The organism is Muriicola sp. SD30 (assembly GCF_041205185.1).
Lineage (GTDB): Bacteria > Bacteroidota > Bacteroidia > Flavobacteriales > Flavobacteriaceae > Muriicola.
The window spans coordinates 550,419-571,266 of sequence record NZ_JBGEWB010000002.1 but is presented as its reverse complement, the minus strand read 5'-3'; the positions used below and the strand labels follow the sequence as shown (position 1 = coordinate 571,266).

22 protein-coding genes are annotated in these 20,848 nt (G+C 41.8%); 12 read left to right on the top strand and 10 right to left on the bottom strand.

The window, feature by feature from the left end; genetic code table 11:
* Positions 1-141 precede the first annotated feature (141 nt).
* Positions 142-2,976, bottom strand: a complete 2,835-nt coding sequence (gene leuS / locus AB8P51_RS07665; RefSeq protein WP_369748485.1) for a leucine--tRNA ligase — start codon at positions 2,974-2,976, stop codon at positions 142-144.
* 148 nt (positions 2,977-3,124) lie between these two features.
* Here leuS and AB8P51_RS07660 point away from each other — a divergent pair, with 148 nt between their 5' ends.
* The 6 genes from AB8P51_RS07660 to AB8P51_RS07635 all read left to right on the top strand — a co-directional run bounded on the left by AB8P51_RS07660 (position 3,125) and on the right by AB8P51_RS07635 (position 8,563).
* The gene (locus tag AB8P51_RS07660) at positions 3,125-5,005 is read left to right on the top strand and encodes a T9SS type B sorting domain-containing protein (RefSeq protein ID WP_369748208.1); all 1,881 of its coding nucleotides are present in this window, start codon (positions 3,125-3,127) and stop codon (positions 5,003-5,005) included.
* A gap of 84 nt (positions 5,006-5,089) precedes the next feature.
* Entirely contained in the window at positions 5,090-5,968 is an 879-nt protein-coding gene (locus tag AB8P51_RS07655; protein ID WP_369748207.1) for a cell division protein FtsX, read from the top strand.
* A gap of 10 nt (positions 5,969-5,978) precedes the next feature.
* A complete protein-coding gene (locus AB8P51_RS07650; RefSeq protein WP_369748206.1) occupies positions 5,979-6,242 on the top strand; it encodes a DUF3098 domain-containing protein in 264 nt (87 codons plus the stop codon).
* The gene (locus AB8P51_RS07645) at positions 6,243-7,037 is read left to right on the top strand and encodes an undecaprenyl-diphosphate phosphatase (RefSeq protein ID WP_369748205.1); all 795 of its coding nucleotides are present in this window, start codon (positions 6,243-6,245) and stop codon (positions 7,035-7,037) included.
* A 21-nt stretch (positions 7,038-7,058) separates the two neighbouring features.
* Entirely contained in the window at positions 7,059-7,760 is a 702-nt protein-coding gene (gene truB, locus AB8P51_RS07640) for a tRNA pseudouridine(55) synthase TruB (RefSeq protein WP_369748204.1), read from the top strand.
* Positions 7,761-7,861: 101 nt separating this feature from the next.
* Positions 7,862-8,563, top strand: coding sequence for an energy transducer TonB (locus tag AB8P51_RS07635; protein ID WP_369748203.1), 702 nt, complete (start codon positions 7,862-7,864; stop codon positions 8,561-8,563).
* Here AB8P51_RS07635 and AB8P51_RS07630 read toward each other — a convergent pair.
* From AB8P51_RS07630 to AB8P51_RS07610, 5 genes are all read right to left on the bottom strand, one after another.
* Positions 8,546-9,172, bottom strand: coding sequence for a thioredoxin family protein (locus tag AB8P51_RS07630; RefSeq protein WP_369748202.1), 627 nt, complete (start codon positions 9,170-9,172; stop codon positions 8,546-8,548). The genes AB8P51_RS07635 and AB8P51_RS07630 overlap by 18 nt on opposite strands.
* A gap of 99 nt (positions 9,173-9,271) precedes the next feature.
* Positions 9,272-10,675: a TolC family protein gene (locus AB8P51_RS07625; protein ID WP_369748201.1), complete on the bottom strand. Its 1,404-nt coding sequence runs from the start codon at positions 10,673-10,675 to the stop codon at positions 9,272-9,274.
* A 2-nt stretch (positions 10,676-10,677) separates the two neighbouring features.
* Positions 10,678-12,030 carry an HlyD family secretion protein gene (locus tag AB8P51_RS07620; protein ID WP_369748200.1) on the bottom strand — a complete coding sequence of 451 codons (1,353 nt, stop codon included), beginning with the start codon at positions 12,028-12,030 and terminating at the stop codon, positions 10,678-10,680.
* A 5-nt stretch (positions 12,031-12,035) separates the two neighbouring features.
* Positions 12,036-13,703 carry a peptidase domain-containing ABC transporter gene (locus AB8P51_RS07615; RefSeq protein ID WP_369748199.1) on the bottom strand — a complete coding sequence of 556 codons (1,668 nt, stop codon included), beginning with the start codon at positions 13,701-13,703 and terminating at the stop codon, positions 12,036-12,038.
* Between the two features lie 3 nt (positions 13,704-13,706).
* Positions 13,707-14,381, bottom strand: a complete 675-nt coding sequence (locus AB8P51_RS07610) for a TetR/AcrR family transcriptional regulator (RefSeq protein ID WP_369748198.1) — start codon at positions 14,379-14,381, stop codon at positions 13,707-13,709.
* Between the two features lie 136 nt (positions 14,382-14,517).
* Here AB8P51_RS07610 and AB8P51_RS07605 point away from each other — a divergent pair, with 136 nt between their 5' ends.
* The 4 genes from AB8P51_RS07605 to AB8P51_RS07590 all read left to right on the top strand — a co-directional run bounded on the left by AB8P51_RS07605 (position 14,518) and on the right by AB8P51_RS07590 (position 16,854).
* Positions 14,518-14,877 carry a hypothetical protein gene (locus AB8P51_RS07605; protein WP_369748197.1) on the top strand — a complete coding sequence of 120 codons (360 nt, stop codon included), beginning with the start codon at positions 14,518-14,520 and terminating at the stop codon, positions 14,875-14,877.
* A gap of 169 nt (positions 14,878-15,046) precedes the next feature.
* Complete coding sequence (locus AB8P51_RS07600; RefSeq protein WP_369748196.1) at positions 15,047-15,610, top strand: DNA-3-methyladenine glycosylase I; 564 nt, start codon at positions 15,047-15,049, stop codon at positions 15,608-15,610.
* Positions 15,570-16,184: a hypothetical protein gene (locus tag AB8P51_RS07595; protein ID WP_369748195.1), complete on the top strand. Its 615-nt coding sequence runs from the start codon at positions 15,570-15,572 to the stop codon at positions 16,182-16,184. The genes AB8P51_RS07600 and AB8P51_RS07595 overlap by 41 nt, the downstream gene beginning before the upstream one ends.
* Entirely contained in the window at positions 16,165-16,854 is a 690-nt protein-coding gene (locus AB8P51_RS07590; RefSeq protein ID WP_369748194.1) for a DUF2490 domain-containing protein, read from the top strand. Before AB8P51_RS07595 ends, AB8P51_RS07590 begins: the two co-directional genes overlap by 20 nt.
* Here the strand turns inward: AB8P51_RS07590 and aat are convergent.
* From aat to AB8P51_RS07575, 3 genes are read right to left on the bottom strand one after another with little or no spacing between them, the layout of a single operon-like run.
* Positions 16,843-17,499: a leucyl/phenylalanyl-tRNA--protein transferase gene (aat, locus tag AB8P51_RS07585; RefSeq protein ID WP_369748193.1), complete on the bottom strand. Its 657-nt coding sequence runs from the start codon at positions 17,497-17,499 to the stop codon at positions 16,843-16,845. The two genes, AB8P51_RS07590 and aat, sit on opposite strands and share 12 nt — an antisense overlap.
* A 46-nt stretch (positions 17,500-17,545) precedes the next feature.
* On the bottom strand, positions 17,546-17,923 hold the full coding sequence (locus AB8P51_RS07580) for a DUF3127 domain-containing protein (RefSeq protein ID WP_369748191.1): 378 nt from the start codon (positions 17,921-17,923) through the stop codon (positions 17,546-17,548).
* Positions 17,924-17,925: 2 nt separating this feature from the next.
* Positions 17,926-18,801, bottom strand: coding sequence for a flavin reductase family protein (locus AB8P51_RS07575; RefSeq protein WP_369748484.1), 876 nt, complete (start codon positions 18,799-18,801; stop codon positions 17,926-17,928).
* Between the two features lie 115 nt (positions 18,802-18,916).
* Between AB8P51_RS07575 and AB8P51_RS07570 the strand changes: the two genes are divergently transcribed.
* Together AB8P51_RS07570 and AB8P51_RS07565 are read left to right on the top strand one after the other, a co-directional pair.
* Entirely contained in the window at positions 18,917-20,065 is a 1,149-nt protein-coding gene (locus tag AB8P51_RS07570; protein ID WP_369748190.1) for a PAS domain-containing sensor histidine kinase, read from the top strand.
* 2 nt (positions 20,066-20,067) lie between these two features.
* The gene (locus AB8P51_RS07565) at positions 20,068-20,430 is read left to right on the top strand and encodes a hypothetical protein (protein WP_369748189.1); all 363 of its coding nucleotides are present in this window, start codon (positions 20,068-20,070) and stop codon (positions 20,428-20,430) included.
* Here the strand turns inward: AB8P51_RS07565 and AB8P51_RS07560 are convergent.
* On the bottom strand, positions 20,414-20,803 hold the full coding sequence (locus AB8P51_RS07560) for an HIT family protein (RefSeq protein ID WP_369748188.1): 390 nt from the start codon (positions 20,801-20,803) through the stop codon (positions 20,414-20,416). The genes AB8P51_RS07565 and AB8P51_RS07560 overlap by 17 nt on opposite strands.
* Positions 20,804-20,848 lie beyond the last annotated feature (45 nt).

Below are 20,848 nucleotides of genomic sequence, written 5' to 3'. Positions count from 1 at the left end.
TAATCGATGAAATGCAGGGGTAAATGTTTAAAATTTATTGATTATAAAAACAAACCCCTCTTTTTTAAGGGGGGTATAGTTGTATAATCTAACTTTTTTATCTTAATAAACTTAAAATAAGGGGGGGGTATTAATTTATCCTTATATTACTATATTGACAATTTTACCCGGAACTACGATTACCTTTTTGGGTTCCTTCCCTGCTAGTTGTGCCTGTGTTTTTTCATGACTGAGCACTTTGGCCTCTACTTCTTCTTTAGAAAGGCTAAGCGGTAAGGTAAGGGTAAACCGCATTTTACCGTTAAATGAAATAGGATATTCCTTTTGATCTTCGACGAGATATTTCTCTTCAAATATTGGAAAACTTGCCACACTAACAGAGGTGTTATGACCCGCTTTAGCCCATAACTCTTCCGCCAGATGAGGGGCATAAGGGGCAATGAGGACGATAAGGGCTTCAAGTATTTGTCTTGAATGGCACTTCTGTGCAGAAAGTTCATTAACACAGATCATAAAGGTAGACACAGACGTATTAAAACTAAATGCCTCGATGTCTTCTGTTACCTTTTTGATGGTCTTGTGTAAGGTTTTAAGAGATTCAGGATTTGGAACGTTCTCAGATAAATAAAAATCTCCTTTTTCATGGGAATGGAATAAACGCCAGAGTTTCTTCAGGAAAGAGTACACCCCGCTTATCCCGGCAGTATTCCAGGGTTTCGATTGTTCCAAAGGCCCAAGAAACATTTCGTAAAGACGCAAGGCATCGGCCCCGTATTCCTGACAAATAGCATCCGGATTTACAACGTTGTATTTGGATTTGGACATTTTCTCTACTTCCCTGCCGACCTGAAAAACTTTTCCGTCTAAAACAAATTCGGCATTTTTAAATTCGGGTCGCCATTTTTTAAAACCCTCTATATCCAGTTCGTCCGAAGCATTTACCAAAGATACGTCGGCGTGAATCGGGTCCACTTCTTTCCCTTCAATCAAATCTTTAGACAAAAAGCGCTGGGTACCCTTTTCCCTGTAAACAAAGGCACTTGTCCCAAGGATCATTCCTTGATTAATGAGCTTACGGGCATATTCTTCTTTACCTACCCAGCCCTTGTCGAACATAAATTTCTGCCAGAAACGGGAATACAGCAAATGCCCCGTGGCATGCTCAATTCCTCCAATATACAGGTCTACATCCTCCCAGTAGGAAATCGCTTCTTTAGAAAAAATCTCCTCGTCATTCTCCGGATCCATATATCGATTAAAATACTGGGAACTACCTGCCCATCCGGGCATTGTGTTGAGTTCCAGCGGAAAGACCTGCTTGTGGTCTATAAGATCGTTAGCAACTACTTGTTCTGTTTTGGTACACCAGGCCCAGTCAGTTGCATTGCCTAAAGGCGGTTCTCCTGTTTCTGTAGGCAGGTATTTCTCCACTTCGGGTAAGTTTAGTGGAAGCCGGCTCTCAGGAATCATATGAGGAATCCCGTTGATGTAGTATACAGGAAAAGGTTCGCCCCAGTATCGCTGCCTGCTGAATACCGCGTCCCGCAAACGATAGTTTATTTTTCCTTTTCCAATTCCTTTTTCCTCCAGTGCTTTGATAATTCTCGCCGAGGCTTCTTTGTACGTTAAGCCATTGAGAAAGTCCGAATTAGCAATTATGGTATTCTCTTTGTCCGAGAATGCTTCCTCGGAAATATCAACACCTTCGAAGATATTTGGGATAGGGATGTTGAAATGTTTTGCAAAATCGTAATCCCGCTGGTCGCCACAGGGTACTGACATCACAGCTCCTGTACCGTAGCCCGCCAGAACGTAGTCTCCAATCCAGATGGGAATGTGTTCACCCGTAAAAGGATGAAGAACATAGGAGCCTGTGAAAGCCCCGCTTATGGTCTTTACGTCTGCCATCCTATCCCTTTCGGATCGTTTGGCGGATTTTTCCACATATCTTTCTACTTCTTCTTTCTGATCCTTAGTGGTTATTTTCTCCACCAGTTCGTGCTCCGGTGCCAGCGTCATAAAGCTTACTCCAAACAAGGTGTCAGGCCTTGTCGTGAACACCTCAATAGGGTAAGAGGATGTTATCTCGTCACTTTTTGCAGTATAAAAAGTGAGAGAAGCTCCTACGGATCGTCCGATCCAATTGGTTTGTGCATCTTTCAGTGGCTGAGGCCAGTCGATCGTTTCGAGTCCATCGAGCAACCTTTGGGCATAGGCAGTAATTCTCATGCTCCACTGCGTCATTTTCTTTCGCACCACGGGATGCCCACCGCGTTCTGAAACGCCGTTGATGATCTCGTCATTGGCAAGCACAGTACCCAAAGCCGGGCACCAGTTTACTTCCGTATCAGCAAGATAGGTGAGACGGTATTTTAGAAGGAATTTTTGTTGTTCATCCCTGTTCATCCCGTTCCAGTGAGCGGAGTCGATCACAGGAGTATCGTCATCACAAACGGCATTGATCTTTTCATTGCCTTCTTTCCCTAATCGCTCTTCGAGCCGACTAATGCTTTGGGCTTTATCCGAATCCTTATCGTACCAGGAATTAAACAATTGAATAAAGATCCACTGTGTCCATTTGTAATAAGAGGGGTCCGAAGTGCGCACCTCCCGGCTCCAGTCGAAAGAAAAGCCAAGTTTGTCTAACTGTTCTCTGTATCTTTTAATATTGGTCTCAGTAGTGATAGCAGGATGTTGCCCTGTTTGAATGGCATATTGCTCTGCAGGCAAACCAAAGGAATCATAGCCCATGGGATGCAGTACGTTATATCCCTGATGTCTTTTATAACGGGCGTAAATATCGCTGGCGATATACCCCAGTGGGTGTCCAACATGCAGTCCTGCCCCCGAAGGATAAGGAAACATATCGAGGACATAGAATTTCTTCTTGTCTGATTTATTTTCCGCCCTGAAAGTCTGATTCTTGGCCCAGTATTCCTGCCACTTGTCTTCAATCCTTCTGAAATCGTAGCTCATGCTTTGATCTTTCTCTTTGTAATGCGGCAAAAATAGGAGTATTAGCTGAAAGGGAAAAGCTATTCCCCACAACAATAATGTGATTCACAAAGACGTTCGATGTTTTGTAGCTATAATGAAGTTGAAAAGCATATTTTTAGTACGGTAAATGAAAAGAATAACAGCAATCATTTTTCTTGTCTGTTGCAGTGTCTCCTTAAAAGGAATCGCTCAACTTGGATTTTGCCAGGGAAGCTCCGGAAGCCCTATATTCACAGAAGATTTTGGGACCGGCACTACCAACGGGCCTGCACTGCCTCCAGGCACTACCACCTATACCTATGTCAATGGCCCCCCTGATGACGGCAGCTACACAATTACGAGCAATACCGCCGGGTATTTCGACTGGTTTAATATTCAGGATCATACACCCGATGACGTGAGTGGTAAAGCTTTTATCGTTAATGCCAGTTTTACGGCAGGCGAATTCTATCGCAGATCTATTAACGGTCTCTGTGAGAATACATCGTATGAATTCTCCTCCTGGCTTCTGAATTTACATCCGAGAACGGGTGTTGGTTGCCCCAACAGCGGAATCCCGGTCAATGTCCAATTTCAGATCTGGGACAGCACGGATACCAATTTACTGGCCTCTGGGGATACAGGGGATATTGAAGACAAAACAACCCCTGAGTGGGAACAATACGCCTTGTTGTTCACAACGCTCCCCGGACAGTCATCTGTTATTCTAAAGATGATCAATAATGGAAGTGGAGGATGCGGAAATGATCTTGCCATAGACGATATCGCCTTCAGGTCGTGTGGTGACCTGGTTACCCTCAGCGATACTCAGAATAGGAACTCGATCTTTCAATGTGACGTAGACGGTCCGGTAGGTAGTCTTACCCTCAGTGCTACACCCGATTTCAGTATTTTCAACAATCATTATTACCAATGGCAGGAAAGTACGGACAATACCAACTGGATAAATATTCCGGGCGAAACTACTGATACGTATTCAACTCCGGTGCTGACAAACACTCGATATTACAGGGTAGTTGTATCAGAAGACCTCATCAATATCAACAACAATCTGTGCAATGTTATTTCACAGGTGTTCGAAATTGTATTTGTCCCTACCCCAAATCCTCCTTCCAGTGTAGGGGATATCCGGATTTGTGAAAATATTGAAAACGGACTCCTTACCGTAAGGGTTCCGCCCGGAGTACAGGTAGACTGGTATGATGCCCCAACCGGAGGGACTTTACTCGATACAGATACAATCACATACAGCACTAATATTGCAGGAACTTATTATGCGGAGGCTGTTTCTACCTTGGCCTATTGTCCCTCTACAATCAGGACGGCGGTTACTTTAGAATTTTATCCGCTCCCTGAAGTGAATGATGAGGTTGTTTCCTTTTGTGAAAATGAAGATGTATTGCTGCAGGCAGGGGTGTCAGCTTCCCGCTATGAATGGAGTACAGGGGAAACCACCTCGGAAATAACGGTATCACAACCAGGGATTTATACTGTGGAGGTCACAGATTCGAATGGGTGTTCCAACATTAAAACAGTTGAAGTGCTTCAAATAAATCTACCTGTTATTGAAGAGATTAGGACCGTAGACAACAATATTGCTGTAGTTACCTCCAATGGGGATGAAGTTGAATATTCATTGGATGGATTAAATTTTCAGGACGAGTCTGTCTTTCAGAATATTCCGGGTGGATTATATACAATATCAGTAAGGGGGGATTCGAGTTGCAGTAATGTCACCCGGGAATTTTTTCATTTGGTTGTACCCAAATTTTTTACCCCTAACGGAGACGGGATAAACGACTTTTTTGAAGTGGAAGGGATAGGATCCCTCTCTGATTACGAGATCAACCTTTATGATCGTTATGGCAAGTTGATTAAAAATGCGTTAGGTGAACCGTTAAGATGGGATGGAAGTTTTAACTCCCGGTTACTCCTCTCAGGAGATTATTGGTTTACAGTACGTATTGAGAACAATATATATCAAGGTCATGTCGCCCTGGTTAGGTGATAGGCAGAACAAGACCATAATATTCTGCCAAGGTCGGTTACAGGTTCTTGATACTTTAGTATTTTTACGGCATTATTGTGATTTATGAGTAAATCGTTTGAACGTTATCAAAAGAGAAAATTAATTTCCTCTTACTTCTCGGTAGTCCTGAGTATAAGCCTGGTCTTGTTTCTACTTGGCGTTCTGGGCCTTCTTGTTCTCAATACCAAAAAACTGGCAGACCACTTTAAAGAACAGATTACCTTATCGGTATTTTTAAAGGACAATGCCAAACAGGTTGAAATTGACCAACTGCAGAAAAGTCTTGCGCTCGCACCTTATACTAAAAAAGCCACCTATGTCTCTAAAGAAGAGGCAGCCGAGCAACACAGTGAGGAAATAGGTGAGAATTTTATCGATTTTCTGGGGTACAATCCTTTAAAAAACTCAATAGACGTTCAGCTTAACGCAGAATTCGTCACTACGGAACAGATCGCTCAGATTGCCGAAGAAATTTCCGGGAAAGGTTATGTGGAAGAAGTCAACTATGACAAACCCCTTATTGCCTTGCTAACGGATAACGTTAAAAAGATCTCCTTCTGGATCCTTATCGTAAGTGGCGTATTTACCTTTATTGCTGTGTTGCTCATCAATAGTTCTATCCGACTTTCGATCTATTCAAAACGATTTATCATCAAAACCATGCAAATGGTGGGAGCAACCAAAACATTTATCAGAAAGCCTTTTATTTGGACGAATGTCAAACTAGGGATGCTGGGATCACTTCTGGCCTTACTCTTTCTCGGTGGCCTCCTCTATTACATGAACCTGAATTTTCCAGAACTGGAACTGCTTTCAGATATCTGGTTCCTGGGAGGGCTTTTCCTCGGCGTATTTGTACTTGGCTTGCTGATTTCCTTACTAAGTACTTTTTTCGCGACTCAGCGCTTTTTGAATCTGAGAACAGACGATTTATATTATTAACTTTGCGGATATGGGTAAAAAACAGAAGAATACAAAGGAATCTCCGCGACAGGAATTTATCTTTCAAAGAAAAAACTACCTTTTTATGTTCCTCGGAGTTGGATTTATCGCTCTGGGCTTCATTCTGATGAGCGGAGGGGGAAGTGATGATCCTACGGTATTTAATCCCGACATCTACAGTTTTAGACGGATAAAACTCGCTCCCACCCTCGTATTGATAGGCCTTGGGTTAGAGGTTTATGCAATCCTCTTAAATCCCCATAAAAACAAATAATTGGATATATTAGACGCCATTATCCTTGGTATCGTACAAGGTCTGACTGAATTTCTTCCGGTTTCTTCCAGTGGGCATTTAGAGCTTGGAAAAGCAATTCTGGGCGATGAGTCTATTCCCCAGGACAGTTTACTATTTACCGTTGTACTTCACTTTGCTACGGCCCTGAGTACTCTTGTGGTGTTCAGAGCTGATGTGTGGAACATTCTTAAAGGCTTATTTCGTTTCAAATGGAATGAGGAAACTGAATTTTCGCTAAAAATTATTTTGTCCATGCTACCCGCAGCCTTTATTGGTTATTTCTTTGAAGAAGAACTGGAAAGTCTTTTCGGCGAGAATGTTGTTTTAGTCGGATTTATGCTTATCGTAACTGCACTGCTGCTCTATCTGGCAGACAGGGCCAAAGAGACCCAGAAACAGGTTACCTTTCTCAATGCCTTTGTTATTGGCGTATCCCAGGCTATTGCCATCCTTCCGGGAATTTCGAGAAGTGGTGCTACAATTTCAACTTCTGTACTGCTGGGAATTGACAAAAATAAGGCTACACGATTTTCATTTTTAATGGTAGTCCCACTTATTCTGGGAAAAATGGCTAAGGATATATTCAGTGGTGAGATCGATTTTCAAAGTGCTCAAATGGTTTCCCTGAGTGCAGGCTTTCTCGCTGCCTTTCTTTCAGGCCTGGTTGCATGTATCTGGATGATCAAATTGGTAAGGCAAAGCAAATTACAGTATTTTGCAATCTATTGTTTCCTGGTAGGACTCACAGCAATCGCCCTGGGTCTATGGAGCTAGATTCCCAAAACAAACCTTAAAATGGACTTGATTTCCAAAGAAGAGTTTCTGGAAGGGCAGGTATTACTAATTGACAAACCCCTGGAATGGACCTCTTTCCAGGCAGTTAACTCCATTAAATGGACCATACGGAAAAAATTTAATCTTAAAAAAATTAAAGTAGGGCATGCCGGCACTCTCGATCCTCTCGCAACCGGCCTACTAGTGATCTGTACTGGCAAGTTTACCAAGAGGATTCCCGAAATTCAAGGGCAGAGAAAAGAATATACAGGCACCATAACTCTTGGCGCCACTACCCCCTCCTATGATCTGGAAACCGAAATAGATAAGGAATTCGAAACCAATCATCTTACAGAATCTAAAATAAAGGAGGTTACCTCTCAATTCACAGGAAAGATCCAGCAAAAACCTCCTGTATTTTCAGCTTTAAAAAAGGATGGGAAACGACTATATCAATATGCCCGGGAAGGTGAAGAGGTAGTAATTAATTCACGGGAAATAGAAATATTTGAGTTCGAAATTATTGCTGTAGAGATGCCCGGGGTTTATTTCAGGGTGGTCTGTAGCAAAGGGACATACATCCGGTCACTAGCACATGATTTTGGCCTTGCATTAGGGTCAGGAGGACACCTTTCGGCCCTGAGAAGAACCAAAATAGGCATGTACAACGTAAATAATGCTATAACACCCCCCGAATTCAGGGCACAGTACTTAGAGGTATAAGTCGATCGTTTTGTAATTTTAGGGAGGATCAGTTAAGATTAATGAGCAAAATTGCGACATATTTCCAATGGATATCGAATTTGAACAGAAATCAACTTTCGTTGATCATTACGTTCTTTTCGCTCTCTATTATGGTACTCCTGCTCTTTAATCTGCATCTCGATGCTAAAGAACAAGATGAATACGTAATTGAAATGAGTTTGGCTGATGAAGATCTTCAGGAGATTCTCGAGCAGGAAGAAAAAAGGGCAGAAGAGTTGGCCAATGCCAATATAGTAAAAAGCAACCGGGCCGTAAACGAGACTGCAAAACCGAGTTTTGGAAACCCTGAACCTTTGAAAACACTTGAAGAACTCATGGAAGAGCATCAACTGAACTCGGATGAGAAATCACTTGAAGAGATGTTGAATGAAAATGAGGCTTTCGCGAATTCTCTAAAGGAAATGGCCAATAAAAGGGAAGAGCGTAAGCAACAACTGGGAGATAAAGATGCTGAAAAAAAGGAGTATACAGACTACATGAAGAACAGGACAACACGAATTTCCTATTCCCTGGTAGATCGGAACAGTTATGAGCTTCCACCTCCAATATATACTTGCCTTGAAGGAGGAAAAGTTGTTATAAACATTACGGTAGATCGATTAGGTTATGTCACCGATGCCAACTTTAACGCAAACAGTTCGACCACTTCCAATGGTTGCCTGGTCGAGAATGCAATTCAGTACGCCCTTAAAGCCAGATTTAATCCCGGAGACAAGGCGTCCCAACTGGGAACCATTACCTATCTATTTCAAAGTAAATAGTTGTAGCAGGTCTTCCAGTGTATTCTTCCCCTTATCCGCATTAAACCATTGCTGCAGGTCTTCCTTAAAAGCGGCAGAAAGAGATCCGTGTTCCTTCTTGTACTCCATGGCCAAAAGAGTAGCTTTAGAAGGCAAGGGTCCCCAGGTATTTATTACCTCCATATCTTTGGTGTCGATCACGATCAATTTTGGGATCGATCTTTTTCCATCGGTTAAGAACATATCCATGATCCGTGGATACTCACTCCTCAGTATAATCCTTAAGTCAATTTTGTCATTTATTTCAGCCATCTTGTTCATAACAGGCAGACTGGGGGCAGCATCCCCACACCAACTCTCGGTAATCACCAGCCACACAACCTTTCTGGAATAATCGGCAATCCTTGTTTTGATTTCATCAGAAATCTTAAAGGTCTTGTCCCAGCGTCTCATTCGTCTGTCGTTGAGTTCCGTATAATGCTTATAGGCATCGGTCTGTTCAGGTCCGGTTGTGCCGTTTTGCCTGGCCAGATCAGCCACCAACTCGCGAAACTCATGATATGTCATGCCTTTCCGGATTACCTCCTGCAATAAGTCTTGTGAAGATGTAACTGATGTATGCTTTTTCATTTTTGTTTAATACTAATAACTAATCAAGGTGAAGATGTTCAGGTTCTTTGTAGAATTTTATTCTCTTTCCTTACATGACCATATCTTAGGGAAATTCTATCAAAGACTTTCGGGATTTATGGCCAGGCTCTGGAACAACTTTGCTTTTGCCTTGAAGAATTTGTTTTGCAACTCATTTTGTTTAAGCCTTGCGTCGATTAGTTTACTCTCACGGCTATTAATTAGAAAAAGAGAACTTTCACCAAAATTGAATTTGCGTTCTTCCCCCTGGAGAAGAGTTCTGTAATTTGAAACAATATCATAAACCAATTGATTTTGCTGCTCGAAAGATTCCAGTTCATTATAGATCGCAAGCACTTTGTTCGCAATTGATACGGAGGCGTTGGCATATTCAAATTCGGCATCCCTCAATTTAAATTTGGCCAGTTTGAGCTCTCCCCTTTCTTTTCGTAGGAAAAGTGGCAAACTGATATTCACCCCACCTTTGTAGTTTTCTTGCTGTAAGGAATTGATCAATTCCGGAGTCTCCGTCAGAAAATTATATTCGAGGTCAATCTGAGGCAACAGGTTATTTGTCTTTAATCGTTTGTCTATAGTCAACTGGTCTATTTTACGTCCAAGCGATATAATTTTGGGATGGTTTTCAATCGTAAAACTATCCAGGGGCAGGCCCATAATTTCAAGGGCAAGGTCAATTTCACCCTCAAGTGTTGTGTCTGGTATAACTCCTTCCCTGAGTTCCACGGGTACGTTATTCGGCATCCAGAGAAAATTAGATAAGGCCAGTGCCTTGTTCCTAAGGTTCACCTCAGCCTGGGTAAGGCCAAGAGCTCTGTTCTGGTACGCAATTTTTGCCTCAACGGTATCGATTGCGGCTAAATCTCCTGCCCTGGCTCGCTTCCTGATTCCTTCGAATCGTATCTGAGCGTTATCCAGGAACCGGCGATAGATTTCCCGGTCGTTATATGCCTGTAACCAATCAAAATAAGCAACAGATGCATCAAAAAGTATGGTATTTATAAGTAGATCCCTGTCTGCAAGGGTTTGTTCCCTGAAAAATTTTGCTTTTCGCAGTGTGGCCATTCGGTCATTTGCCAGAAATCCCCTTCCAAGGGAAAATGATACCCCAGCACTGTATAAACCATCATCCGGCAGGGTTTCATCTGGATTTAAAAATTCCCCGTCGGTCTGTTCAAAATTTCCTTTAAGTTCAATCCCATACCAGGTTGGTATCTTAAAAGTGGCATTAAGTCGGTCATAGTATTCCGTACCCTTAAATTTCTTGCGGTCGTAATCTACTTCAACTTTGGGATCAAAGCCTCCCCGGGCTTTCATCAGATTGGCTTCACCAATGGCAATGACCAATTCGGCCTGTTTGGCTATGGGGTGATACTTTTTTACATAGCCAAGGTATTCCCTGAAATTAAGTGTAAGGGAATCTGCCTCCTGTCCGAGGAGACCGAAGGAAAGAAACAATCCTAATATCGTCAGATATTTTCTCATCCTTACTTTTTATTATTTTGAGCCATTCCTTCTTGAGGCTGATAATAGTTGGGAGGGAATCCATTGAGTTGTCTCCAGAGTTCATACCAGATAGGCACATCTTCTAAAAGGGCCAATGTATTTGCCCCCGATCCAACCCGGATATCCTTAGGCCAGGGCTGATCATCCGGATCGGCGGCCAGTAAGACTCTGTATTTACCATTATTGCTGATAAAGGTTTCTATCGCCACTACTTTCCCTCCGTAGGTGCCGTAAGATACATTGGGCCAGCCACTAAAAATAATCGCAGGCCATCCATCAAACTGAATTCTCACCTTCTCTCCTATGTGTATCAGGGGAAGGTCGAGAGGTTCAACATATGTTTCCACGGCCATTGAGTATTCAGAAGGCATAATTCCCACCAGTTTATCTCCTTCCTTAAAAGTTTCCCCTATACCGGCCTGGATTGCTTTATTGATAAATCCACTTTGGGGCGCCCTGATGTATTGCATCTGACTTCGAACTTCATAATTTGTGTATTCATTTTCGAGTTTAGTCACCTGGGCTTCAGAATCAAACTGGTTAGACTGAGCAGTAAACATGTCGCTCTGAGCCTTGGAAATCTTGTCCGTGTATTCGGCTTCAATTCTGTTGATCTCTACTGAGGCGTTTATGATTTCATTCTTAGAAGCGAGCAAGGTGTTTTCCTGTGAAATGAGTTTCGCCTGCGTCTCCTGTAGTTTGAGGCGTTTCTCCTCTACGTCCGTAATTGCTTTCAGTCCTTCATCCTGGAGTTGTACCACCCGATCATACTGTCTCTGTGCGATGGTAATATTGGTTTTGGCTGCTTCCAGATCAATACTGTCGCTCTGCACTTTTAATTTAGCCTGTAGCAACTTATTCCTGGCTTGTTCTAGCTTGAGCTGCCGTTCTCTCTTCAGAGCTCCTATCTGCGCATTCAGAGCCTTTACCTTCTCCTGATATGAGCCAACCGACATGGATTTTGCCCTGATCTGATCCCCTGTCCTGGAAATCAGGTTTGGGTCGAAATACTCACTTTTTACCTCAGAGATAAAGAGGATGGTATCCCCCTTTTTTACAAAATCTCCTTCCTGCACATACCATTTTTCAATCCGGCCCGGAATGGGGGATTGTATTGTCTGTGGCCTGTGCTCAGGATTGAGGGTGGTGAGGTAGCCTTTACCCGAAATGGTCTGTGTCCATGGGAGAAAAAGGACTATAAATCCTATTATAGTAAAGGCAAGCAAAAAACGATTAAAATGTTTATAATGCTTTGAATGAAATACCTTCTGAGACGATCTGTAGTTCATCAGATCGACTTTCCTGTTAAGTCTGTTTGGAGATATATTCAACATTGCCTTTAACTTTCATTAATTATTTTACCATTCTTCATAGTGATGATCCGCGTACATTTTTTCATCCAACGGGAATTCTGACTAACCACGACCAGGGCCCAGGGATTAGACCTGTCGGTTAAGAAATCGATAATCCGATCTGCCTCGTCTGGGTTAAAATGATCAAGAGGATCTTTTAGAATAAGCAATCTGGGCTTGCGCACAATACTCCGGGCAAGCACAATCTTTCTCGATACTACATAAGGAATCTGTTGTCCTTCAGGATAGAGCATCGTCCTGATCCCCATAGGTTGTTCTTTTACAAATTCGGTAAGCCCGGCCTTATCGAGCGCCCAGTATACTTCTTCTTCAGTTACCGAGGTGTCTCCGAAGGTGATATTTTCCAGGATGCTGCCTTCGAACGGACTTTCCTCCGTAAGGGACTGACCTATATGGGATCTGTAATAGTTAAGGGAGATCGATTTCAAGGAAACATTGTTAACGTATATGGCCCCCTGATCGGGCTCTACAATACCTGCAATGAGTCTTAGCAAGGTAGATTTTCCCGAACTGCTGTCGCCTTTAATCAGGATCGTACATCCCGGAGTGATCATCAGGGATAAATTATCAATAATAGGCTTGTTTGTGCCGGGAACATTATACTTAAGTTCCTTTAATTCCACATCAAATGAATCCTCTTCTCCAAACGGGCGTTCTCCATTTACAGGTTCAAGATCCTTATCAACAACCTGACCTAATTTTTCAAGGGAGGTGAGCAGGTCATAAAAAGTTTCCAGACCCAGAATTAGTTTTTCAACACTGTTGATTACTAACAGAATGATGATCTCTGCAGCTACGAATTGCCCGATATTCATTTCCTGGTTAAGAACAAGAATCCCACCTATCAGTAAAAGTCCGACCGTCACCAGCACCTTAAATCCGATCATCTGGATAAACTGGATGACCAGGATCCGGAAATGGCTCTCTCGTGCTTCCAGGTATTTCTCCACAAGCACATCGTTCTTTTCCATGGCCAGGCTGGTTTTACCAGAAAGTTTAAAACTGATGATCGACCTCGCAACTTCCTGTAACCAATGGGCTACTTTGTATTTGTTTTCAGATTCTTCCAGACTCGTTTCTAATCCTTTCTGAGCTGTGAACTTAAAGACAAAGTAGATCAGGAGGAGGAGCAAAAAACCATAAATAATAAAGAAAGGGTGATAAAATGAGAGCAGCATTAGTCCAAATATGATCTGAAGTAAGGCTGCCGGAAAATCGACCAGTATTTTAGCAAGGCCCTTCTGTACGGTAAGTGTATCAAAAAATCGATTGGCCAATTCCGGCGGATAGAGGTTCCTGAGTTCACTCAGTTTTATCTTGGGGAATCGGTAGGCGAATTCAAAAGAAGACCTTGTAAAAATCTTTTGCTGCACATTTTCAATAATCCTGATTTGCATCAACTGTAATATCCCAGCAAAAGCAACCCCCAGAGTCACTAAAATAACGAGGACAATCCAGGAAGTGCTGATTTGGGCACCTTGTATCAGGTTGATAATAGCCTGTATCCCCAGGGGAAGCGATAAGTTCACCAGCCCTGCAAAAATAGCGTAATAAAAAATCTGAAAAATGTCCCTTTTATCCAACTTCAAAAGTCCCAGCAATCGCTGCCAGGCCGTGAGTACGGTCTTTGCCATATACTACTTGTTAAGAGAATTAAAAACCAAATGTGTAAAATAGTCTGTAGGTGTTACCTTTTTATTGCAATTGGTCAGGGATGGGAAATGTTGTGTTAGAAAATACTGGTGAAGCGATCCTTCCAAAACTGTACTGGCAAGGCTTAAGGGATACGCATAGTTGAGATCCACTTCCTGGATCATCTCACTGATCCTCAAAACCATTCTTTTATAAATCTCAAAATAACCTTCCTTGTTTTCTGTATCTACTTCCTTGGTTAAGTACGATTTGGAATATTCATTTATGATAATATCATTAAGAAGTACTTCATTGATGTGGGCAAAGGAATCATCAAGGACCACGGGTTTACTTATAACCTCAATCGCCTTGCGTAATTTTTCTGAAGGATCGGCTATACTATTGGTGGCAAAAACAAATTGGTACTCCTGCCATCCCCAATACCAGGAAGTTAGGTAAAGCAACAATTTGTGCTTGTTTTCAAAATATCTATAGATGGAACTCTCATTAGATCCAATGCTGGCTCCCAGTTTTTTGAAGGTAAAAGAATCGAAACCTAATTCATGGATCATAAGAATACTGTGCTCCACAATACGCTTCCCCAAATCGGACGATTCCGGGTCTTTCACATATGTATTCTGATTCACTTCTATCTTGATGGCCTGCAACAAACGTTTCATAAAAATTCATTTAACGAGGACAAATTTAATAGTAATACTATCATATACTAATAGTTTAACTGTTTTTTAACAATAGTATTACTTGACTAGTAAGCGAATCTTCTTTATTTTTGAGGGAACAACAAAACTAATAACCATGAAACGACTATTATTAATTTCGCTATGCTTCCTTGGCGGAGGTTTAGCACTGCAGGCACAGCAAACACAACAAACTTCTATTGAAAAAGGAACTGTATTTACTATCAGTGAGCCCGTTGCAGATCAATATCGATACGTGCTCTTTCCCAGAAAGAACTTTATCATTAAAAGAGGTGGAATTGCAAACCTTAAATCCGTTTACGGCAAAGAAGTAGAAGTGGTAGATTACGCCTACACTGATGAAGGAGATACCAGAGTGACCCTTAAAAGAACGGATGGGAGAAAATTCTTCAGAAACTTCAAGACCGTCGATGCGTACCTAGAAGATGCATTAACGGCTGGGGAGTTAACAAAATAAGTGTTTGTTCTCTGATACCGGTTCTGCCATCCTTTTACAATAAAGGGAATGGCAGGCCGGTTCTTTTTATCCGGCATAATTCAGGTATCCCTCAAAATACACTAAATCAATAATCTTCGTGTAATACTTTTAAATTTTCCCTTTATCTTTAAGAATAAAGTATTTCACTATGACCAAAGTACGATGTGGATGGTGCCTGGGTAGCGAACGCTATATCAAATACCATGATGAGGAATGGGGAGTACCGGTAAAAAATGATGCCAAATTATTCGAATTCCTGATCCTGGAAACTTTTCAGGCGGGACTCAGCTGGATCACAGTACTTAATAAAAGAGAGAACTTCCGAAAAGCCTTCGATGATTTTGACTACCATAAAATTGCAAATTACAAACAGCAAAAGATAGACTCCCTGCTCGGGGATGCAGGTATTATCCGTAATAAACTAAAGATAAATGCCACCGTTAGCAATGCCAGAGCCTTCCTAAATACGCAAAAGGAGTTTGGGTCGTTCAGCAATTATATCTGGGGATTTGTCAATCATACTCCTTTAAAAAACAGCTATGATGATGAATCACAAATTCCGGCGAAAACTGCTCTTTCAGATACGATTAGTGCAGATATGAAGGCTAAAGGGTATAAATTTGTTGGGAGTACCGTGATATACGCCCATATGCAGGCAACAGGCATGGTCAATGATCACATTAGCAGTTGTTTCCGATATGATGAAATATAGTTTTCTTATTCTGGCCCTCTCTTTTTTATGTTGTTCCCCTGCTTTTGCCCAGGCAAAGTACGAAAGGGAATTCCGGATCAGGAAATCCCAATTTCCTCAAAATGCCCTGGAACAAATAGAGGATCAGATTAAAGATGCCCGCCGACTGCGATTCTACAAGGAGATAGATAGCGCAACCATCAGCTTTGAAGTTAAATTTAAAAAAGACCGACTGCATTACAGTGTTGAATTTAATTCGGAAGGTGAATTGGAAGACATTGAAGTACTGATTAAAGAAGTAGATATCCCAACAGACGTTTTCTCATCAGTTTCAGATTATCTCGAGGGCAACTGTACGAATTTTAAAATCCGAAGACTACAACAACAGTACCCCGTAACAGAAAAGCAACATATGGAAAAAGTGATCAAGGATGCCTTCCAGAATCTTATCCTCCCCTATATCAACTATGAAATGGTTGTTTTCTGTAAGACTGATGCAGGTCGGGAAGAATACGAATACCTCTTTAACTCCGACGGCGTCTTTATATCCCGAAGGAAGTCACTACCTCCTAATTATGACCACATCCTGTATTAGAACTCTTTTTATTCTTGTTTTTATACTGAGTGCTCAGTTGGTTTTGTCTCAGGAATCCTTTCTTTTCTATCTTCAGCCACAGCTTGCGCTCAATTATAATGTTACCTCCTCTTATTCCCACAATTTCACTCTAAGTAGCAGGAATTTCATCTATCGGGAGGATAAGTTTAAACTGGAGGGAAGAAACTTCGATATTTCACATTTCTCCAATTTTAAGACGGGCGTGAATACGAGTTTTGGAGCTGGGCTCATGTACCGGTTTCGCAAACTTTTTGACAATACCCGGACTAATGAATTAAGATTTACCCAGCAACTAAATACAACTTCCCGTCCTATGGTAGTGAGATACGGACACCGCTGGCGTACAGAGCAACGTTTTTTTCCGGATGTCACAGTACATCGTTTCAGGTACAGGTTTACTCTTGATTTTCCTCTGGAGGGTGAAAAAGTGGATATCAATGAAGCTTACCTCATTTTGAATACCGAAGCTCTTCTCAGTGTAGCAAGTAGTAGAGGCGCCCAATACGACCAGCGTTTTACAGCTGCTCTGGGCTGGCTGCTGGAAGAAAAAGTGCAGCTTCAGGCCGGACTTGAATACAGGCTTGAGGACTACACAAGAAACACCCATCCGGTATTGTTTTTAAATTCTTCCCTTATTTTATCCCTTTAAAATGGAGAGGTAATCCGCTCTGGGCATCAATTCTGCCCCCAGGCTTTCAAGATGAGGCGTGTGCAACTGGCAATCTATCAAAGAATAGTTTTCTTTATCCAACTCCCTGCACATATGGATAAGGGCACATTTTGAAGCGTTGTTTTCTTTACTGAACATGCTTTCACCACAAAAGACATGATCGAGGTCTAATCCGTATAAACCCCCTACAAGTTTTTCTCCCTGCCAGACTTCATAGGAATGTGCAATCCCTTTTTTAAACAATTGAACATAGGCCTCAATCATTTTCTGTGTTATCCACGTTCCCTGCTGCCCCGGTCTTGGAGCATTAGAACACTCTTGTATCACCTTTTCAAACGCCTTGTCTTTTGTGATTGTAAAATGGCCCCTGTTTAAAGTATTCCGCATGCTTTTAGAGATCCTGACCTTTGAGGGAAACAAGACCATCCGCGGATCGGGGCACCACCAAAGGATAAGGGAATCCTCATTGAACCAGGGAAAAATCCCGTTTCTATATGCCAGGATGAGTCGTTCAGGCGTAAGATCCCCGCCTACGGCCAACAAACCTTCCGGGTTAGCCATCTCAACGGGGGGAAAGACCAGCCTGTCGTCCAGAAATGTAATCGGCCTGTTTTTATTCTTCAATGAAACTCAGGGTATAAAAAGTTACCGGGCAGAATTTTACTCCTATTTAAAAGGGCAGATCGTCGTGGTCTTCTTCATTAAGCTCATTTGCTGGCTCAAAGGCATCCATTGGTGGGACAGGAGGAATTTCCTGTGATTCGGATTCAGCACTTACTTTTTCAATGCGCCATCCCTGGATGGAGTTAAAATATTTGGTTTCCCCTTGTGGGTTTACCCATTCTCTTCCCCTCAGGTTAATGCTCACCTTTACCAGGTCTCCTTCCTTAAAAGCATTTAATAAATCGGTTTTATCCTGTACAAACTCAATCATCAGGTGCTGTGGATATTGCTCTTCAGTTGTTACCACCAATTCCCTTTTCCTGAAACCATTAGAACCGTAGGTTTTGGTTTCATCAATCATTTTTACTTTACCTTGTATTTCCATAACTATTGTGTTAACATGAGTACCTTCCATGCGGAAGACACTTCATTCTTCATTAAATATTCCTTTGCTTTTTTGTGGATGAGTTCACCCTTATTTTGTTTATTTAAATCCCTGATCCCGGGATTCTCCACTATAAATGCCTCTATCTCCTGTTCTGAAGGCATCGCCTCCACATTTCCGAGCATGCCAAGGTCATTGCCACTTAAAATTGTACTATTCCTGATATGATCGGGAAGCTTGTCAACCCCCATTCCCTTGGAGCGAATAGGTTTAGGCACTTCAAACATACCCATATTTGCGCGGGTATACCAGTTTCCTCCCATTCGGGCTACCTGATCGATCTTATGCTGGTCGATTCCCCCATCTGCATCGAGGATATTCTTTTTTAAATGTAATCTGACGACCTCAGCAAAAACAAGGTTTCCGGCTCCACCTCCTTCACCCAGGGGCTCAACTTTAATCACCCGACATTCAAACTGCACAGGGGATTCCCCAACCCTGAAAGGCTTCACTTCTTCAGAGGCAACCATGGATAGGCCTGCTTTTACAAACTCATTCTCCCCTTCTTCGTATTCAGTACTGGCCAGGGACATTTGCTGCACCATGTTGAAATCCACTACATTAATTACAACCTCCTTTGTTTTCAACACATTTTCCAGAGTGTGTTTTGTTGTATTGTCACGCACCCTCCTCGCTGGTGAAAATATGAGTATAGGCGGATTTGCACTAAAGACATTAAAAAAACTAAAGGGGGATAAATTTGGCCTCCCTTCCTCGTCTATGGTACTGGCAAACGCAATGGGCCTGGGTCCTACAGCACCTAATAAATAGCTGTGTAGTTCAGGTATTGGAAGTTTTGAAGGGCTCAGGCTTACCATTTCAGACATAGATGGCAAAGGTACATAAATTGTAGGCAATTTTTAAGCGAGACAGCCTTGTCTGATACAACATTTGACATCAATTTAAGTTATCTTTAATGCACGTTTCTAAAGGATGGCATTTAATCCAAAAAACAAATTCTCCAATTTCTTTCTGCTGATAGCATCATTTGTTATCGTAAGCCTTATACTGTGGAATACCAATAGTTTTTTTAAGAAATTCAAGGAGGAGGAACGATATAAAATGGAGATCTGGGCCACTGCACAATCCGAATTACTTCAATCTTCTGAAGACCGTGATCTGGGTAATCTGCATGTTAAAATATTCCAGAATAATACGTCAACTCCAATGATCCTTGTCAACAGGGATGGCTCTGTTAAAACCAATAATATGCCCGTGGAAATGGAGTCGGATTCTTTGGGGATTCAGCAGAAAATCGCAAAGTTTAAAAGCGAAAATAACCCTATTGCCATTACATACGACGGGGAGACCCTGGCTACTTTGTATTACGGCAATTCGGAAGTGCTTAATAAATTGAAATACTATCCTATTGCGCTCCTTTTGATTATCCTGCTTTTTGGAGCGGTGATCTTCTTTTTCTTTAAAACCAACAAGGCCTCAGAACAGAATAAATTATGGGCCGGGATGGCCAAAGAAACTGCTCATCAAATCAGTACTCCCCTAACTTCCCTCCTGGGCTGGAACGAGCTCCTTAAGAACGAAAACCTCAATAGTGCAATAACCGAAGAAATTGAGAAAGATATTGATCGTCTTCAAACCATAACAGAAAGGTTTTCCAATATTGGTTCACTCCCCAAGCTAGAACTTCTCGATATTGTGGAGGAAACAAAAAAGGCTTTTGAATATTTGCAAATGAGAAGTTCGCGCCTCATTCGGTATACATTTAACTCGCGTGTTGAATCCTTGCCTATTATGCTCAACAGTGCCCTTTATAACTGGACTATAGAAAATCTGGTGAAAAACGGAATTGATGCCATGAAGGGCAAGGGTTCCATTTCTCTTGAAATCATCCCGGATGGCAAATACGTAAATATTCTGATCTCAGATACCGGACAGGGAATCCCCAAAAGTAGTTTTCAGACCATTTTTGAACCTGGTGTAACTACTAAAAAAAGGGGGTGGGGCCTTGGACTCTCTCTGGTAAAACGTATCGTAGAAGAATATCACAAAGGAAAAATAAAGGTCCTTACATCAAGTAAGCAGGGAACTGTTATGCAAATATCATTACTGATAAATTCATAGTTATGGCTAAAGAACAACTGGATATAATAAAGGAGGCAGATCTGACAAACAATTGCCCTGAATGCTTTAACCAGGAGCTGAAACTAACCTTTTTTCAAAAGCATATTATAAGTCGGTTTTACAACAGAACAACCGGAGAAATAAGTCAGGAAATACGCTGTCTTACCTGCGGCTCTGTTATTTATCCCGTATCGTGGACGGAGGATATTGAGCGAAGTTTTGAGTATTTTCAAAAAATGGTTATCCCTGAACCCAGCAGGACAAAACTTACTAAATTAAGCTATTGGCTAATTTTTCTCCTACTCGCAGTATCGGTTGCTCTGGTATATATGTACTATACCGGAATGTTTAAAGATGTACTTTGATTTTTTTAGCTACTTCTTCAAATTCATCCTTTGTCAGAGTAACTTTTTCCTGAAAAGTGGCATTAGCCATCTTCTGCAGGGGGATGAGATGTACATGAACATGTGGGACCTCAAGGCCTATTACCGTCATGCCTACACGCTTACAGGGAATAGCTGCTTCCAGAGCGATACCTATTTTCCTCGCGAAATTCATCAGTCCTGTATAGGTCTCTTCATCCAGATCGAATAATCTATCAACTTCTTTCTTAGGAACACAAAGGGTATGCCCCACTGCGTTGGGATTAATATCCAGAAAGGCAAAATAATTCTCGTCTTCGGCAATTTTGTAACTGGGAATTTCGCCTGAGATGATTTTGGTGAAAATGCTTGGCATAGTTTGAGTATTAATGAAAAAAAATCCTGCCTTAGAAATGACAGG

What these genes read in the sequence shown, in the direction of transcription:
- leuS (WP_369748485.1), bottom strand. Translation starts at nt 2,976, where the DNA reads ATGAGCTACGATTTCAGAAGGATTGAAGACAAGTGGCAGGAATACTGG.
- AB8P51_RS07660 (WP_369748208.1), top strand. Translation starts at nt 3,125, where the DNA reads ATGAAAAGAATAACAGCAATCATTTTTCTTGTCTGTTGCAGTGTCTCC.
- AB8P51_RS07655 (WP_369748207.1), top strand. Translation starts at nt 5,090, where the DNA reads ATGAGTAAATCGTTTGAACGTTATCAAAAGAGAAAATTAATTTCCTCT.
- AB8P51_RS07650 (WP_369748206.1), top strand. Translation starts at nt 5,979, where the DNA reads ATGGGTAAAAAACAGAAGAATACAAAGGAATCTCCGCGACAGGAATTT.
- truB (WP_369748204.1), top strand. Translation starts at nt 7,059, where the DNA reads ATGGACTTGATTTCCAAAGAAGAGTTTCTGGAAGGGCAGGTATTACTA.
- AB8P51_RS07630 (WP_369748202.1), bottom strand. Translation starts at nt 9,172, where the DNA reads ATGAAAAAGCATACATCAGTTACATCTTCACAAGACTTATTGCAGGAG.
- AB8P51_RS07625 (WP_369748201.1), bottom strand. Translation starts at nt 10,675, where the DNA reads ATGAGAAAATATCTGACGATATTAGGATTGTTTCTTTCCTTCGGTCTC.
- AB8P51_RS07620 (WP_369748200.1), bottom strand. Translation starts at nt 12,030, where the DNA reads ATGTTGAATATATCTCCAAACAGACTTAACAGGAAAGTCGATCTGATG.
- AB8P51_RS07615 (WP_369748199.1), bottom strand. Translation starts at nt 13,703, where the DNA reads ATGGCAAAGACCGTACTCACGGCCTGGCAGCGATTGCTGGGACTTTTG.
- AB8P51_RS07610 (WP_369748198.1), bottom strand. Translation starts at nt 14,381, where the DNA reads ATGAAACGTTTGTTGCAGGCCATCAAGATAGAAGTGAATCAGAATACA.
- AB8P51_RS07605 (WP_369748197.1), top strand. Translation starts at nt 14,518, where the DNA reads ATGAAACGACTATTATTAATTTCGCTATGCTTCCTTGGCGGAGGTTTA.
- AB8P51_RS07600 (WP_369748196.1), top strand. Translation starts at nt 15,047, where the DNA reads ATGACCAAAGTACGATGTGGATGGTGCCTGGGTAGCGAACGCTATATC.
- AB8P51_RS07595 (WP_369748195.1), top strand. Translation starts at nt 15,570, where the DNA reads ATGATCACATTAGCAGTTGTTTCCGATATGATGAAATATAGTTTTCTT.
- AB8P51_RS07590 (WP_369748194.1), top strand. Translation starts at nt 16,165, where the DNA reads ATGACCACATCCTGTATTAGAACTCTTTTTATTCTTGTTTTTATACTG.
- AB8P51_RS07580 (WP_369748191.1), bottom strand. Translation starts at nt 17,923, where the DNA reads ATGGAAATACAAGGTAAAGTAAAAATGATTGATGAAACCAAAACCTAC.
- AB8P51_RS07575 (WP_369748484.1), bottom strand. Translation starts at nt 18,801, where the DNA reads ATGGTAAGCCTGAGCCCTTCAAAACTTCCAATACCTGAACTACACAGC.
- AB8P51_RS07570 (WP_369748190.1), top strand. Translation starts at nt 18,917, where the DNA reads ATGGCATTTAATCCAAAAAACAAATTCTCCAATTTCTTTCTGCTGATA.
- AB8P51_RS07565 (WP_369748189.1), top strand. Translation starts at nt 20,068, where the DNA reads ATGGCTAAAGAACAACTGGATATAATAAAGGAGGCAGATCTGACAAAC.
- AB8P51_RS07560 (WP_369748188.1), bottom strand. Translation starts at nt 20,803, where the DNA reads ATGCCAAGCATTTTCACCAAAATCATCTCAGGCGAAATTCCCAGTTAC.